Here is a 17201-nt window from a genome sequence, read left to right as displayed (position 1 = left end):
TTTAACTTTTACCAGTTTAAGTTGCACGTAAGATTATTACAAAACACCAAGACAACCCTCTTAAATAGCTATACATCAACCTTTTACCTTGTATATTTTACCAAAACCTAAAGTCAATGCTGATAGCAAAAAATATTTATTAAATTGTCTTGGCCTTGCGGTTGCATACTATTGAAAATCGGAATTATCTCCTAACTTTACTACTGCTTATTGCCATTTATGAGAAACATTCTTTTGGTAGTAGTGCTTTTATGGACCACTACTATTGCCCTGGCAGACGGGAGAAAGACCCAACAACTGCTTCAGGATTTGAAGAACGTCTCTACCCCCCAAGAGAAAGCTGAACTTCTAAACGTACTCACGCAACATTACTGGGAGACTGATCCGTCCCAATCGGTGGCGTATGGCCTCAAGGCAGCGGCTTTCTGCAAAGAACAGGGGTTTCAACAGCAACTCGCTACCTCCTACAACAACATCAGCGTGGGCTACTACTGGCTCAACAACCTACCCAAGGCCACAGAGTTTGCCTTAAAGGCTTTGAAGCTTAGGGAAAAACTGAAAGACACCCTTGGTCTAGCTAGCAGCCATAACAACTTGGGCAACATCTACCGTGACCAGAAACGCTACAAAGAAGCCCTGTCTGCGTTTAACCGCGCCCTGGCCATCGGGAAGAAGCTAAAGAACCACAGAATCCTGGTTTCCTCCCTCAGCAACATTGGCACCATCTATGAAGTCCAGAAGCACTCTAAAAAAGCTCTGGAGTATTACCTGCAGGTGAATGCCCTCAACAAAGCCACCGGCGACGAGTATGAACTGGCCATTGACCATTACAACATTGGCAACCTGTACACGGAGATGGGCGACTTTGACCAGTCCTTATCTCATTTAAACCTTAGCCTTAACTACAGCCACAGGACCAACAACAAGGTCAATGAAATGTATGTGCTGCGCGGCCTGGCTAAACTGTACCTTCGGAAAAACCAGTTAGACAAGGCGCAGGAACTAGCGATGGAGTCATTGACCATCAGCCAGGAGGTAAAATCACCAGAGGGGGTTAAGGAGGCTGCCTCTTTGTTGAACAACATCTATACTGCCAAGAAGGACTACCAAAAAGCCCACCGGTACTTGACCCTCTATACCCAGAAACAAGATTCGCTTAGTTCTGAGACCCAGGCGCAGGCCCTGGCAGAGGTAAATACCAAGTATAAAACCGACAAAGACCAGATTGAGATTCAGAAACTGAAGGCAGAACATGCGCTACACTCAGAAAAGCTGGCTCAAAAAACCAAAACGCAGTATTCCATTGGTATTCTATTGTTTCTGGTAGCCTCTTTGGCGGCCGTATTCTTTAGAGGACGTACCAAGGTACAGGCGGCCAACCGCCAGCTTTCTGCCTACAACCAGTTAATTCTAGAGAAGAATGCCAGCATACAGGAACAGGCCAACGCCCTGACCAGCCAAGCAGCCCTGCTGCAAAACCAAAAAGAAGAATTGGAGAACCTAAACCAGGTGAAAGACCGCCTCTTCTCCATTGTGGCGCATGACCTGAGAGGCCCCTTGATCTCTTTACAATCTTTGCTGCAAATCATGACCATGGGCAACCTTCCGCCCGACGTGATGGCTAGGTTCATGCAAGACGTGAATGCGCAGCAGCAAAACACCCTTGGTCTTCTGGACAACCTGCTTTTATGGGCGAAACTCCAAATGAAGGGCCTACAACTGGAACCTCAACCCTTGCAATTACAGGCGCTGGTAGACCAAACCATATTGCTTTTGTTGCCGCAGGCCCAGAAGAAGGCCATCTTGCTGGAAAACCAAATCAAAACAGACCAATGGGTATACACAGACGCTGAAACCCTGAAGCTGGTCTTCCGGAACCTGATGTCCAATGCCATTAAATTCTGCGTGGAGGGAGACCTGGTAGTCATTACGGCTTCTGTCACGGCGGCGGGTATTTGTCAAGTCACCGTTAAAGACACGGGCAAAGGTATAAGCCCAGAAAACCAGCAGAAGTTGTTTGGACCCAATCACTACAAGGAACTGGGTACCGCCAATGAGAAGGGTAATGGTTTAGGTTTGATGCTTTGCAAGGAATTTGTAGAGAAGAACGGCGGCACTATCTGGGTAGACAGCCAGGTGGGAGACGGCAGCCAGTTTCATTTCACCATCCTGGCTTGTGACATCCCCGTAATGCCCGCGCCCAGACACAGCCGGAAACAGGCCTCATGGGCGTAAGAGCTTCACCTTTTCTGGGAAGTGGTCCCGCAGCAATTTGTGCGCGGCAATAATACCTCCCAGGCAAACACCTGGAATACCTTGCCCCGGGTAAACCGTATCTCCGCAGACGTAGGCTTCGCGTCCATCTAGGCGGGCATCTTTCATCTGCCAGGGCTTTATATCCAAATACTGCGGGTAGCCTCCCACCTGTCCCCATGCCCGTCCGGTCCACTTAATCCAGGCGCCAGGGGTGGCCGCCTGCACATACAGCACATTCTCGGGCTGCAGAAAACCTTGCCCAGCCAAGAACTCAATTACCCATTTTTCTAAAACTTCTTTCTGGTCTAGGTAAGTGGCTGCTGGATGCGTGATATGGGTACTTACGGCGGCTAAGCAAACGCCTTCCGGGGCGCGTTGACGGTCTTGCGGGTGACTCAAACTCACGAACACGCTGTCACTGCCCACCAACGGTACGCCGCCCGGCACATGCAACTGGTGGTGCAGCACCTCAGGAATTGGCCCGGTATGGGTGAAGGCAATACTCCAGGTAAGAGCACTATTCACTTTCTCTGCCGGCAGAAGGTAGTTTAGCAGTCTTTTTTGAACCCTAGGCTCTTGCAATTGCTGGTGAAGGTTGTTCAATGGAAGTCCGGCCACTACAAAATCTGCCTGCAGCTGGCCCTTTGACGTTTCCACCAAATATCCTCCAGAAGTGGAGTTGGTTATTCTATCAACCCGATGTTTGTATCGTATTTGGCCGCCGTATTCTTCTAGTTTCTCTACTGCACTTTGAGCTAGGGTACGCAGACCGCCGGGCACATAGTAATTCCCATACAAGGTGTAGCACAAGGCCGTCGCCCCGAACAGAACATTTACCTCCTGATGTTCATTCTGCGCCGTAATAAGCAGTTGTTGGTCAATGAACTGCAAAAACCGTTCGTTTTCCTCCAATTGATAATGTTCCAGCATCCCTTTCAAGGATTGGAAGGCCTTGGGCAAAAGAGTAAACTGCTCCAGAGTAAGATTACGGAAGGCCGCCCAGAGATCAGAAAAGGTACTGAATGGAAAACTAAGTTGTTGCAGAGACACCCGCCACACTTTTTGACTGATCTGGTAGCAATCGGTCCAGAAAGCGCGTTGTCCCTGCTTCCCGAAAACCCTTTCCGCTTCCAGAATCCAATCTTCCAGGGCGTTATATCTAGTGATGAGCGTTCCGTCCGTTAGACGCACTTGCATGGGCACCTCCAACCGGATGGCTGGCACAGACAAACCCGTCACCTCCGTTAAGTACCGCAAGGGCATGTGCTGGTCTAGGCCAATGAGGGTGGTGGCGCCGGTTTCAAACCAAAAGCCTTTGCGCTGGTAGGTAGAGGCGCAGCCGCCGGGATATTTGTTCTGCTCCAAAACAGTGCCCTGCAGCCCTGCCTTGGCCAGTAAGACCGCTGCCGTCAAAGCCCCGAACCCAGACCCAATCACAGCCACCTGTACTTTCTGCTTTTCCATACTGGCCTGAACAGGAAATGAGCCTATTTGTTGCGACTACGGCACCAGCCGACGTTCTTTGCACCATGGCTCAGAAAACAATAAGCGTATTGGGATGCGGCTGGCTGGGGTTGCCCCTAGCCCAAGCCCTGGTGGAAGCAGGCTATCGGGTGAAAGGTTCCACCACCACGCCAGAAAAAGTAGAGGTTCTCCAACAAAGTGGCATTGAACCGTTTTTGCTCTCTTTTCCAGAAAACAGCCCAAAAACGGACTTGGCAACTTTTCTGGAGGCGGATGTGCTTGTATTCAACCTTCCGCCTAAACGCACCGAAACTGGCGCTCAGACCTATGAAGAAACCCTGGCGCAGGTGCTAGTTAACCTTCCAACAAAAACCACCAATATCCTGTTTATTTCCTCCACTTCGGTCTACCCAGACCTGCACCGCGAGGTAACTGAACAAGACGCTATAGCTTCCTCTGATTCTCCTTCTTTGTTATTGCGCTGCGAGTATCAGGTGCAACAAGCCGTAGGTGTTCACGCTACCATCGTGCGTTTTGGAGGGCTCATGGGAGGTAAGCGGCACCCGGGCAGGTTTTTGGCAGGAAGAAAAGACGTTCCGCAACCGCTGGCTCCCGTGAACATGATTCACCTGCAGGATTGTGTAGGTGTGCTACAAGGTATTCTTCAGGAAGAGGCTTGGGGAGAAACCTTTAATGCATGTGCGCCCTCCCATCCGTCAAGACAGGAGTTTTATACCGCAGCTGCGCAACAACTGGGTTTGGTGCCCCCGCATTTCCTAGCAGAAAAAACTACTTCCTTTAAGATAATCAACAGCCAGGCCCTTATGGAGCGACTCTCCTATTCCTTTGTCTACCCAGATTTGATGGCCTGTCTGGCAGATTCCGGGTTTTAGGTCTTACTGGGTAGCCTGCCGTTTTTTGCCTAATTTTGAGAAAAGACGCCAAAAACAGATGCCAGAAACAGTAGTAGTCATTGGAGGAGGAGCGGCCGGTTTTTTTGGCGCCATTACGGCCACTGAAGCTAATCCGGATTTACGAGTAATTTTGCTGGAGAAGACCACCAAATTATTGTCAAAGGTGCGTGTTTCTGGCGGCGGCAGGTGCAACGTGACGCACGCTTGCTTCCAAACGTCAGCGTTTGCCCAGCAATATCCCAGGGGCCAGAAGGCCTTAAAGAAACTCCTCCCCTTGTTCAGTGCCACAGATACCATTGCCTGGTTTGAAAAGCGCGGCGTGGCCCTCAGAACCGAGGCAGACGGACGCATGTTTCCGGTGTCCAATTCCTCTGAAACGATCGTGGATTGTCTATTAAAAGCAGCTAGAAACGCCGGAGTAGAAATTAAAACAGGGCTGGGAGTACAAGCCTTGCAGGTGTACCCAGACGCTCCTTCCTCTGCTCGCTTCTCCTTAACCCTCACCTCCGGTGAGCATCTGGAGGCTGCCAAAGTCCTAGTTGCCACAGGCGGCAGCCCCAAACCCGAAAGTTACGCCTGGCTGCAGGCATTGGGCCATACGATTGAGCGCCCCTTACCCTCATTGTTCACCTTGAACGTGCCTGCCTCCCCGCTGAAAGAATTGCCAGGCGTCTCTGTCCCGAAGGCCAGAATCAAGTTAGTCGGGCACAAGTTGGAAATGGAGGGGCCCTTGCTTATCACGCACTGGGGCTTAAGCGGCCCCGCGGTTCTTCGGTTCTCAGCCTGGGGCGCCAAGCTTATGTTTGACACGCATTACACCGGCACGGCCCTTGTGCACTGGGTACCCGATTTTTCTGAGGAACAGGTGCGCCAACAAGTACAAGGCCAGCGCGCATCATCGCCCCGCAAAACCGTTGACGCCAATCCTCTTTTCGCGCTCCCGGCCAGGTTGTGGCAACGCCTCTGTGAATTAGCCGAGGTACCAGCCTCCGTTAAATGGGCTGAACTCCCTGGCAAAGCGCAAAGCAAGCTTATTGAATTGTTGGTACGAACCCCGTTTGAGGTGAAAGGCAAAACAACCTTCAAAGAAGAATTTGTCACCTGTGGCGGCCTGGCCTTACAGGAGCTGCACCTGGATCGCATGGAGAGTACATTGCATCCGGGCTTGCACTTCGCGGGTGAAGTGGTGGATATTGACGGAATTACCGGCGGGTTTAATTTTCAGGCGGCCTGGACTGGGGGGTATTTGGCAGGGAAGGCGATAGCGGGAAGAAATTAAGAATTAAGAATTAAGAATTAAGAATTAAGAATTAAGAATTAAGAATTAAGGGGTACTTGGTTGCGGCTGTTGTAGTTTAAGCCTACCCTTTTCCGTTTTTAGTATTCTCATCAACTACTTGAATAGCCGCTTCTATTTCCATTGCTTTTCAAACCCTTCTTTTGTTCTTCTTCTTTGGCGGGGATTTACTTCTGTGACCTTCTGTTTTTGATTGGTGCACGCAGTTGGCTGTTCCTTGAGAAGGCTCTTTCTTCCGATGGCCTTATGCCACACATTTGACTCATAATGCTTTTCTGCCGTGCGCTTCCGTGGGCTATCCCTGAGAAGGTTCTTTCTTCCGGTGCCCTTATGCTGGCCTGTTTCATTTTATCCGGTAAGCGCTCGCGGCCGCGGGGCCCCGTCTTCCCGCCTCGCGCTGTACCAGCTTGCCTCTTTTGCATAGAAGCAAACTTGGCTGTTCACCTGCTTTTGCTCGGTCTTGACCGCTGTCGGGGCAGAGGCGGCAACCTGCTTAGGCGACTCGACGGAAAGACTGGATAGGGTGCCAGTAGTAGAGGCTGCTACTATCCGCAGATTCCCCCTTTGAGGGGGGCGAAGGGGGGTGTTGACATTGGCAGAAAAACGACGGACAATCAGCAATTGATAATCAGCAATTCTCCCGTTTTTTGGCTGTTTTCTAGGAAAATGTCTAAAAACGATGGAGGTAAAGAACCTAAAAATGGTTGAGGTAGGGACAAAAAAATAATGGCCGCATTCTAGGTGCGGCCATTATTTTAAAACAGATACTAAACCCTTTATTAACTTTTAAGCTCTGTCCCTCGTTTATACGGGAGGCTTTTTGCCAGGGTTACGGAATCTTTAAAAATATTTTTAGAAATCTCTTCTTTTTCTTTCCCGGAAGCCTCCGCCGCCGTTTCCGCCGCGGTCACGGTCTCCACCACCAAAGCGGCTTCCACCTCTGTCACCTCCGCGAGAACCGCCTCTGTCGCCGCCGCGGTCACGGTCTCCACCGCCGTAGCCGCCTCTGCTGCCACCACGATCGCCACCGCCTCTGTTTCCTCCGCCGTAACCACCGCGGTCTCCACCAAAGCCACCTCTGCTGCCGCCACGGTCACCGCCGCCGCCGAAAGGCTTGTCATAGAATTTTCTAGGACGATCTTCCAGCTCTTGCAATTCACGGCCACCTTCTGCGGGGTCCATTGATTTTTTCTCAGCCTTCTGGAATTTCACGGTCATGCCGTTGATTTCCGTTACGCCAAGTCTTTCAATGATTTCCTGGGTATATTCTGTAGGTACTTCTACAAAAGAGAAGCGGTCATACAAATCAATGTCACCAACCTTGCCACCAGGAATGCTGGTGTGGTCGGTCATGATGTCTACCAGATCTTTAGGGTGCAGACGGTCTTTTTTGCCCAAGGTCACAAACAGACGGTCAAAGCCAGGCTTAGGTCCGCCTTTGGTTTCGTTGGCCTCGGCGCCTTTCTCCTTGGTTTTAGTGTCTTTCATCAACAGCTTCAACAAAGCAGCTGCAATGTCCAAGGTGTTAAAGTCCTGAGCAATCAGGCGCTCTACTTTCACCACATGCTTAGCAAGGCCACCTTTCTCAATCACTTCCTTCACTTGGTCCAATACCAGGGTAGTGCGCACTTCGGCTACGTCTTCATATGTAGGCACCGGCTGACGAACAATCTTTGCTTTGGTGAAGCGCTCAATGTCACGCAGTTTGTAAAGGTCACGGCCCGCTACGTAAGAGAAGGCTTTACCAGATTTACCGGCACGGCCTGTACGGCCAATACGGTGCACGTAGTTTTCTTCGTCTTGTGGTAAGTCATAGTTGATTACCGCTTCTACGTTGTCCACGTCAATACCGCGGGCGGCAACGTCTGTGGCTACTAGAATCTCCAAAGTACCGGCTTTGAACTTGTTCATCACGTTGGTACGCTGGTTCTGGTTTAAGTCACCGTGCAAACCGTCAGCAAAATAGCCGCGGGCCTGTAGGTTGCTCACCAACTCATCCACCATCCGCTTGGTGTTACAGAAGATGATCACCACTTTAAAGTTATACATGTCAATAAGACGAGTAGTTACCTCCATCTTACCTGAGCTACGCACTTCAAAATAAACCTGCTCAATGTTGGTCACGGTCAGCTCTTTGTGCGTTACCTTCACAATCTCTGGATTGGTCTGGTACTTGCGCGTAAGCTCCATGATTGGCTTGCTCATAGTTGCTGAGAAGAACACCGTCTGGCGGGTTTCTGGCATCTTGGTCAAGACAAACTCAATATCTTCTCTAAAGCCCATGTCCAACATCTCATCTGCCTCATCCAGGATGATGGTTTTGGTGGTCTCTAGTCTAAGGGTTCCTCTTTCAATGTGGTCCATTACACGACCAGGCGTCCCGATCACGATTTGTACCCCTTGCTTAAGGGCGCGTAACTGACGGTCATAGGGCTGACCACCATAGATAGGCACTACGCTGATGCCTTTTTTGTACTTACAAAGTTTTAGAATCTCTTCTGCCACCTGAATTGCCAACTCACGGGTTGGACAAAGAATCAACGCCTGTACCTCGCGGTTGTTAGGGTCAATGCCTTCAATGGTAGGGATGGCGAAAGCGGCAGTCTTGCCAGTACCAGTCTGCGCCTGGCCAATCACGTCGCGGCCTTCCAGCAACACAGGAATGGCGGCAGTTTGAATAGGAGAGGCTTCTTCATAGCCTAAGTCAACGATAGCACGTTGCATCTCTTCCGATAGCGAAAGCTCCTGGAATTTAATTCTTTCCATTAATTATTGATAGTGTGATATATAAAGACAATACACCTGCCCTAGGGTATTCGTCATTTATCAAGATTTCGTTGCGGAGAAACCGCATAGAGGAGTGCTTGAGAAGTGCGTTCTGCCAAAAAATGAGACCAAACGGAGTCTCGGCGTGTATTGTGGGGCAAAGGTACGTAAAAAAATAGCCAGTTCCTAATATACTTCTATTCAGGGACTTGGTAGGATAGAGGCAAGCCTGTACCGAACATTTTTATACATATTCAAGAAAACAAAAATATCATGGTATATTTTCAAGATTTTTATAGAATAAACTTGACTACTGATTTTTAAAATCGTATCTATACATACCCCTAGAGGCATTCCACAGCAAACAACCTCTCCCCATTGTTTTGCTTCTGCGTAAAGAGTTGACCTGCCTGAGGCTGTTTTTAGAGCAGCAGTAGCCACCAGTTTTCAATGGACAAATGTTCCACTTCACTTCTATCTCTAAGAATGGCAGAGAGGTCCATCTTATAGCATACGGATCTTTAGCCTTCAAGGCGTATTCGCAGATACTGCGAGACAAAATGGTGCAGGGGTGCCACCTAAAAACCCAACCCTTTACTGCCTCTGGCTCTTTTGAGGACGATTTCTCTCATAAGAAGCAACTGTTTCTGGCCTTGGTCTCAGACCTGGAGCCGGGCAACATCAGCCGCCTGTGCCGCTACATCATGGAGGCGCGCCTGCGGTACAGCTACGTGATTGGCGAAGTCATGTCACTGGACGATGACCCCAACTATGACCGCTCCGTATCCAGACTCCGGAATTCTTTTGACGAGCTCATTGAACTCAACGATTTTCTGGTAGTGGACTCTGCCGAGCTGCATCCTATTGAAAAGCAAACCTTTCTGAGCTGCAAACTCACCAAGCAATTGGCCAGGATTGTAGTTAACCTCTGCCACTCAGAATTTGGAGTGACCGCAGAGACCTTAAGAAAAGCCGTATGAAAAACCTCTTGATGGTGGTACTCCACTAGCTGGCAAGCTGTAAAACATGAAAGATGACAGAACACTTCTCTTTTCGCCGTTCCACTAAATGATGTGTTAATTTCCCTTCTAATAATCCATGTCCTATTGTACTCATTGGATTTAGCTGGTCACTGCAGCTGCATTTAGAAGGAATGGTGCATGGCCATTCCAGGCCATGGCAAAGGTCAGGGGTAGAAAAGCTTAGGCTTCTCACCACCTGGCCTTTTTCTATACCCCTCCCCTACCCCGCTTTCGTTCAGGCATTTACAAATAACCGGCCCGCCCATTGCCGTTTTTTGCCTATTTTCGCTAAAACACCCCAAAAACGATTTTTGAACGAATCACTTCTATTGCTAATTGTTGATTGTCAATTGCTGGTCGTTGGTTGATTTCGATGATCCTGTTCCTTCAATTCCTAATTCTTAATTCCCAATTATAAAAGTGGTTACTTCCTTTAAAATATACTCTTCCTCGGCTGGTTCTGGCAAAACGTACCAGTTGACAAAGGAATACCTCAAACTGGCCCTGCAGAGTGAGGACGTCTCTTATTACAAAAACATCCTGGCCATTACGTTCACCAATGACGCGGCCCAGGAAATGAAAGATCGCATCTTGGGTGCCCTGCGCGGCTTCAATGAGATTACCCTTGCTGAGAAGGACAAAGCCAAAAGCAATGCACTCCTATTTGACATATTAAAAGAGATTAAGGCAGAGTATGCGCAACCCCATTTAACCGAAGAAGCCTTGCGCGGCCGGGCGGCGCGGGTGTTTGACCATTTGCTCTTCCATTACTCAGAGTTTGCGGTGAGTACCATTGACTCCTTTGTAAACCGGGTGGTGAGTGCCTTTACCACAGAGCTTAAACTTCCGCACAATTTTGAGGTGGACATGGACGCGCAAACCCTTCTCAGCACCGCCGTGAGCCTGTTATTGAACAAGGTGAACACCCAGGAAGAAAACAAACTGCTCGCCGAGACCCTGCAACAGTACGCCCTTGAGAAGGCCGAAGAAGGCAAAAGTTGGAATGTACTGCCCGAGGAGCTCGCTGACTTCGCGCGTCATCTGTTGAACGAGCAAACCTATGAACACTTACTTGACATAGGACAGCTTACCCTTCAGGAATTCAAGAAGATACGGATCGAGCTATACACCCAAAAGGTAACCGTTGAGAAAGAAATTCAGGCCATAGCGCAGGAGGCCGCAGACCTGATTGACCGGCACGGCATCATGCCCGAGGAAATGTCATATGGCAAGAATGGCATCTACTCCTACTTCAGGAAATGGAACAGCGGCTTTGACATTACCATTGCCAACAGCAACGCGGCCAAAACAGTCAATGATGACAAATGGGCCAGCGCCAAAGCCAGTACCGGCGCCAAGGTGGCTCTGGACCAGATCAAAGACCAACTGGCCCAGCACTACCGCGCCATAGAAGAGTTGAAAGAGCGCGAGACCCAGAACCACATCCTCATCTCCGCCATGCTGCCGCACCTGTACAAGCTGAGTGTGCTGAGCGAGCTGGAGCGTTGCATTCAGGAAATAAAGCTGGATAAGAACCTGGTGCACATTTCTGAGTTCAACAAACGCATCACAGAGATTGTCTTGCAGGAGCCTATTCCTTTTATTTATGAACGCTTGGGCGAACGGTACCAGCATATCTTGATTGACGAGTTCCAGGACACGTCTGTGTTGCAATGGAACAATCTTTTGCCCTTGGTGGAGAATGCCTTGAGTGGCGGTGGCTTTAACATGGTGGTAGGCGATGCCAAACAGGCCATTTACGGCTGGCGCGGCGGCGAAATGGAACAGATCCTGCACCTGCACCGCAACCAAACCCACCATCTGTACCAAAACTCACGGTTTGAGGAGAACGTGGCTCCGCGCTATGACACCCTGCGCTGGACGCTCAAGCCAGAACTCCTCAACACCAATTACCGAAGCGCCCCAGAAATCATCACGTTCAACAATGAGCTGTTCCGGTTTGTGAGTTTGGCTAACCCCCAGTTCCCTTTGTTGCAGGCCATCTATGACGAGCATTTCGCGCAGAAGTCTCCGGAAGGGAAAGCCACGGGGCAGGCGCATTTGCAGGTGCTCTTCACCAAGGATGACGCTCACCCCTTGCGCTATGACCTGGACGCCTGCGCCCAGACCGAAGACATCTATGAAGGCTATGCCGCAGATGATTTGCTTACCTACCAGGAAAGTACGTTGCAATTGGTGCTACAGATGGTACAACAAGCCCAGGCAGACGGCTACGCGCCCCGCGACATTGCCATTTTAAGCCGCACCAACCGCAACAGCAAACTGGTGGCTAACTTCCTGAAGCAGAAGAAATACGACATCATCTCGCAGGATTCGCTTTCCTTACAGTTTGCCGAGGTCATTAACCTGATAATCGCGTTCTTCAGGCTCTTGAACCAGCCGGGTAATAGCCTGGCGCGGTCTCAGGCGCTTTATTTGGTTTACAAGGTGGTGCATCAGCAGTTGCCAGACAACCTGACCACCAACAAGATTGCCTGGCTGGCCACGCACCCCAGCATTGACCCGTTCTTCCAGTATCTACAGGAACAGGGCTTTGACATTGCCTACCGGGACGCGGGCAACCTGTCCATCTATGAACTGACGGAGAAGCTGATAAGAGTATTTGACCTGCTGGGCAAGAACAACGAGTGCGAGTACCTGTTCCGGTTCCTGGACCTGGTGCTGGAATACACGCTTAAGAACAGCAACAACCTCAACAACTTCCTGGAATACTGGGACCTGCACAAGGAGCACCTGAGCATCAATACACCCAAAGACCGTGACGCCATCACCATTACCAGCATTCATAAGGCCAAAGGGTTGGATTACCCTGTAGTGATTGTGCCTTTCTGTGACTGGAGCCTGGAACCGCAGACCTCGTCATTGCTTTGGGGCACGCTGCCAAAGAGCGTGGCCCCGGGCGGCAAACTACGCACCGCCGTGGTCACGCTCAATAAAAAGCTGGAACAAACCGCCTTGCAGGAACAATACGCCCAGAAACTGGAAAAGACGTTCATTGAAAACCTGAACATGCTCTACGTGGCCCTTACCCGCCCCGTGGACCGCTTGTATCTCATTGCCAAGGCGCAGGATTTCAAGAAGGCCAGTTACCAGAAGAACGTAAGCTTTTGGCTGCATAAGTTTTTGGAAAGTAAGGAGCTCTGGCAGGAAGGCCACTATTGCTACCAACTGGCCAGAGGAAGCCAACAGGCCGTGCATCATGCTTCTATCTCTGAAGACGTGTACGTGCTGGACAAGTTCACCTCAGCAGACTGGGCCCAGAACCTGAAACTGAAACAGCACGCCAACAACGTATTTGATTTTGAGACCCAGCAGGAACACCGCCGCTGGAACCGCAAACTCCATTACGCCCTGGCTTTGATTTCCTACGCAGATGAAGCCCCCAAAGCCCTGAGACAATTGGTACGCCAAGGCATCATTTCGCAGCGTGAGCTTCCTACCCTCACCCAGATGGTAGACCACGTCCTTCACCACCCGCAGATGCAACGCTACTTTAGCCGGAGCATGAGCGTGGAAAACGAGCGCGAAGTGCTGGACGTGCGCACCAACCGTTACAAACCAGATCGCATCGTGTTCGGAGAAAAAGGCGAGGTGACGCTCATAGACTACAAACTGCCGCCGGCCAAAGAAGAATACCGTGACAACCTAAATTCGTATGCCGCCCTGTTCCTGGAACTGGTCTTCAGCAAAATCACCTGCGTGGTGTATTACTTTGAAGAAGAGCGCGTGGAGGAATGGGAGTATGTAGGCGAAGTGGTAGAATAGAGGTAACGAGCGGATTCAAACCGTTTTTGGCCACTTTTCCAGAAAACAGCCTAAAAACGGCTTTTTTGCATTGGCCATTCTGTCTCAAAACACTTTCTACTGGTTTCCTCGTATTTGGAGGGAGCTATACAAGAGACTATGTTTAGAGACAAGAAGAACAGACCGGTAAGCGAGCCAGATGTGGTATTGATTGGGGCAGGCATCATGAGTGCCACCCTGGGCATGATGTTAAAACAGCTGGAACCCGGCCTTACCATTGAGATATATGAACGTCTGGGCGAGGTGGCCGCCGAAAGCTCTGATGCCTGGAACAACGCGGGCACGGGCCATTCGGCGTTCTGTGAGTTGAACTACACGCCTCAGCGGCCAGACGGTTCCATAGACATTTCCAAGGCAGACGTCATTGCCGAATGGTTTGAGCAGTCGCGCCAGTTCTGGGCCTTTCTGGTGAAGAACGGCATCATCAAATCGCCGCCGCGCGACTTCATCAACAAGGTGCCCCACATGAGTTTTGTCTGGGGCCCAGAGAACGTCAACTTCCTGCGCAAGCGGTTTGAGGCCATGACCACTTCTCCCCTGTTCCAGGGTATGATGTACTCAGAAGATAAGGAGCAACTTGCCCAATGGATGCCCTTGATCATGGCCGGGCGTGACCCGCAACAACCCCTGGCCGCCACCCGCATGGAAGCCGGCACTGACGTGAATTTTGGGTGTTTGACGCGCTTCATGCTCAAAGAATTAAAAGCCATGCCCGGCGTGAGTATCTTCCTGAACCACGAGGTGTCCAAACTAAAACAGAAACAAGAACCAGAGGACAAGCGCTGGCGCATACGGGTGAAAGACCTGGCCAAGGACGAAAAGAAGCGCATACGTGCCAAGTTTGTATTCATTGGGGCAGGCGGCGGCTCCCTGCCCTTGCTCCTGGCCTCGGGCATTCCAGAAGGCGAAGGATTTGGCGGTTTCCCGGTAAGCGGCCAATGGCTCAAATGCACCAATCCAGAAATCATTGCCCAGCACAGTGCCAAGGTCTACGGGAAAGCCAGCGTTGGATCGCCGCCCATGAGCGTGCCGCACTTAGACACCCGCATGATCAACGGCCAGCGGGCGCTGCTCTTTGGTCCGTATGCCGGGTTCACCACCAAATTCCTGAAGAAAGGCTCCTTCTTTGACCTGCCTTTTTCCATTAACGTAGACAATCTGCGCCCCATGCTGGCCGCCGGCTATTCTAACATTCCCCTGACCAAATACCTCATCGGGCAGGTGCTACAATCACCGGAAGACCGCGTGGCCGCGCTACGGGAGTACGTGCCCACCGCCAAAGCCGAGGATTGGGAACTGGAAGTGGCCGGCCAGCGCGTGCAGGTCATCAAGAAAGACGAAGAGAAAGGCGGCGTACTGGAATTTGGCACCGAGGTAGTGACGTCTAAAGACGGCACCATTGCGGCCTTGTTGGGTGCATCGCCGGGGGCGTCTACGGCCGTTTCCATCATGGTCAAGCTGCTGCACACCTGCTTCCCAGAGAAGACCAAGACCCCTGAATGGCAGGCCAAGATTAAAGAGATGATTCCGTCTTACGGTATGTCTCTGGCCCAAGATCCGCAACTGTGCCAGGAGATACGCAACTATACCGCCGAGGTGCTAGATTTAAAAGAAGGCCACCTAGTGCAGCGGTAGAATCCTTCTTTTGCCATTATGAAATCCGTTTTTGGGCTGTTTCTAGGAAAACAGCCCAAAAACGGATTTTCTTTTTATATGCGGCCCCTATATCCTATATTCAGTCGCCCAGTTCTGGTTATCCGCTAAAGGGCATTTGGCTAACCGGATGTCTGCCTCTTATCATGGCCCAGTAACCGGATCATGGGACTCAATTTATACTTTGATTGTAAGCCATTTATAAAACTGTAAATGAATCTATTAAAAAGAATAATGAACATACAATCACAGCTTGAATTTGTGGAAGATATTGGTGGTCCTCATCAATTAGGAGGGGAAATACCAAATGATTTTAAGGTACCATCAAATGAGTTCAAGGGAGGCTTTCAGTATTTAGGTTACATTGACAACCAGGACAAAATTTTTGATTGGCTTCCATTTAAGCTCCACTTAATCTGCCCTATCTTCCTCGACTTTGATTACATCTTTCTGGACTATGAGAATCCGAAAGAGCCTAAGCTGATATATCCGCTAAACACATCTGAAATCACCACGGCATACGATGAATTGGACAAGGATTCCACCGTTACCTATAAGTCATTGCGTTGTTATTTAAAGCCTTTCAAAGGCGTAGATGATGACAATGAATTTGAAATAATTGGACTTGCTGGGAAACCTCACTGGATTCAAGCAGAAGATTACCCGATATGCCCAAAGACTAACAAGAAAATGAAGTTCGTATGCCAACTCATGAGCAACGGTCATGTAAAGACCATGGCCAAAAACTTCAAAGGTGAAAGCGACTACTATGAGGGCATATTCAATGAGATGAATTTTTGGTGTGATGGCGCTCTCAAGGTATTTTTTGAGCCAAACTCAAGAATAGCGTGCTATTTCATTCAAAGTACATAGAAAAACGGTGTACAAGGCGCATAGGCTATTATAAGGATGATGTTCTTGCACGCCTCATGCACTAAACGTATGAATATATTTTTCTTTTCGTTCCCGTTTTTAGCTTCCTTTCTCCAAAACAGCCTTGAAACGACTACACTCATTTCAAGGCTTCTTTAAAAAGGCAAACAGCACCAACTTCTGCTTTGACATTCTTTAAAGTTTTAGCCAGCTTTACAGGGTAAGACTGCTTTTAGCTTATCCCTACCATAAAGTGCTTCCCCTCAAAAAATTTGTTCTTCCTGCCATTCCGGCGGTGCTATTGTCCATGGTCTGCGTGCAGGGCGGGGCCTCGTTGGCCAAGCACTTATTCCCCGTCATTGGGGCCAGCGGAACGGCGGCGTTGCGCATTGGCTTTTCGGCGGTCATTCTGCTACTCTTTTTCAGGACAAACCTTTTTACCCTCACCAAGAAACAGTGGTTGTACACGCTGGGGTACGGCCTGTGCCTTGGCTCTATGAATCTGGTATTTTACATTGCCATCAAGCGCATACCGCTGGGTCTGGGCGTGACCATTGAGTTTATAGGGCCACTGGTGCTGGCCTTGCTGGGCTCCCGGAAATTGCTGGACTTAGTCTGGGTGGCTCTGGCCGCGACGGCCATGGCGCTCATTGCTCCCTGGAACACCAGCGCCATTGACCCGGTGGGCGTGCTGCTGGCAGCGCTGGCGGGTGCCTTGTGGGCGGGCTACATTATCATGGGTAGAAAAGTGTCATTGGTCATGAAAGGCGGCGATGCCGTGGTGGTGGGCATGTTGTGGGCTACTTTGCTGGTGGTTCCCATTGGCATGGCCAGCGGTGGCTTGGCAGCCTTGAATGGAGAACTGGTTTTGATTGGCATTGCAGTCGCGCTTTTGACCAGTGCTATTCCGTTTACCTTAGACATGGGGGCTCTGCGTCAATTGTCCAGTAAGAATTTCAGCATTCTCATGAGCCTGCACCCAGCCTTCGCGGCTTTGTCTGGTTTGCTATTTTTGCAGGAATACCTGAGTCTCACGCAATGGCTTTCCATTTTCTGCGTCATCTGCGCCAGCGTGGGGGCCACGGTTTTCTCCAGGAAGGACTAAAACAAGGTCTCACCCTCATCCGTTTT

10 protein-coding genes are annotated in these 17201 nt (G+C 50.1%); 8 read left to right on the top strand and 2 right to left on the bottom strand.

Annotated features, from left to right (window positions below; translation table 11 throughout):
* Nucleotides 1-219 precede the first annotated feature (219 nt).
* Nucleotides 220-2235: a tetratricopeptide repeat-containing sensor histidine kinase gene (locus GU926_RS01765; protein WP_160688462.1), complete on the top strand. Its 2016-nt coding sequence runs from the start codon at nt 220-222 to the stop codon at nt 2233-2235.
* Here GU926_RS01765 and GU926_RS01760 read toward each other — a convergent pair.
* A complete protein-coding gene (locus tag GU926_RS01760; protein WP_160688460.1) occupies nt 2224-3720 on the bottom strand; it encodes a phytoene desaturase family protein in 1497 nt (498 codons plus the stop codon). The genes GU926_RS01765 and GU926_RS01760 overlap by 12 nt on opposite strands.
* Before the next feature lie 65 nt (nt 3721-3785).
* Here GU926_RS01760 and GU926_RS01755 point away from each other — a divergent pair, with 65 nt between their 5' ends.
* Together GU926_RS01755 and GU926_RS01750 are read left to right on the top strand one after the other, a co-directional pair.
* A complete protein-coding gene (locus GU926_RS01755; RefSeq protein WP_160688458.1) occupies nt 3786-4613 on the top strand; it encodes an SDR family oxidoreductase in 828 nt (275 codons plus the stop codon).
* 58 nt (nt 4614-4671) lie between these two features.
* Nucleotides 4672-5913 (top strand): BaiN/RdsA family NAD(P)/FAD-dependent oxidoreductase, encoded by a 1242-nt coding sequence (locus GU926_RS01750; protein WP_160688456.1) that lies wholly within the window; start codon nt 4672-4674, stop codon nt 5911-5913.
* 870 nt (nt 5914-6783) lie between these two features.
* Here GU926_RS01750 and GU926_RS01745 read toward each other — a convergent pair.
* Nucleotides 6784-8697 carry a DEAD/DEAH box helicase gene (locus tag GU926_RS01745; RefSeq protein ID WP_160688454.1) on the bottom strand — a complete coding sequence of 638 codons (1914 nt, stop codon included), beginning with the start codon at nt 8695-8697 and terminating at the stop codon, nt 6784-6786.
* Between the two features lie 458 nt (nt 8698-9155).
* On the opposite strand from GU926_RS01745, the gene GU926_RS01740 reads away from it, so the two are divergent.
* From GU926_RS01740 to GU926_RS01720, 5 genes are all read left to right on the top strand, one after another.
* Nucleotides 9156-9677, top strand: coding sequence for a hypothetical protein (locus tag GU926_RS01740; RefSeq protein WP_160688452.1), 522 nt, complete (start codon nt 9156-9158; stop codon nt 9675-9677).
* Between the two features lie 462 nt (nt 9678-10139).
* Nucleotides 10140-13505, top strand: coding sequence for a UvrD-helicase domain-containing protein (locus tag GU926_RS01735; RefSeq protein WP_160688450.1), 3366 nt, complete (start codon nt 10140-10142; stop codon nt 13503-13505).
* 138 nt (nt 13506-13643) lie between these two features.
* Nucleotides 13644-15179 (top strand): malate:quinone oxidoreductase, encoded by a 1536-nt coding sequence (locus tag GU926_RS01730; RefSeq protein WP_160688448.1) that lies wholly within the window; start codon nt 13644-13646, stop codon nt 15177-15179.
* A 231-nt stretch (nt 15180-15410) separates the two neighbouring features.
* Entirely contained in the window at nt 15411-16070 is a 660-nt protein-coding gene (locus tag GU926_RS01725) for a hypothetical protein (RefSeq protein WP_160688446.1), read from the top strand.
* 253 nt (nt 16071-16323) lie between these two features.
* Complete coding sequence (locus GU926_RS01720; protein WP_198001447.1) at nt 16324-17175, top strand: EamA family transporter; 852 nt, start codon at nt 16324-16326, stop codon at nt 17173-17175.
* The last annotated feature ends 26 nt before the right edge of the window (nt 17176-17201 follow it).

This window comes from Nibribacter ruber (assembly GCF_009913235.1).
In the GTDB taxonomy this organism is placed as follows: domain Bacteria; phylum Bacteroidota; class Bacteroidia; order Cytophagales; family Hymenobacteraceae; genus Nibribacter; species Nibribacter ruber.
This window is presented reverse-complemented; position numbering and strand designations above follow the sequence as displayed.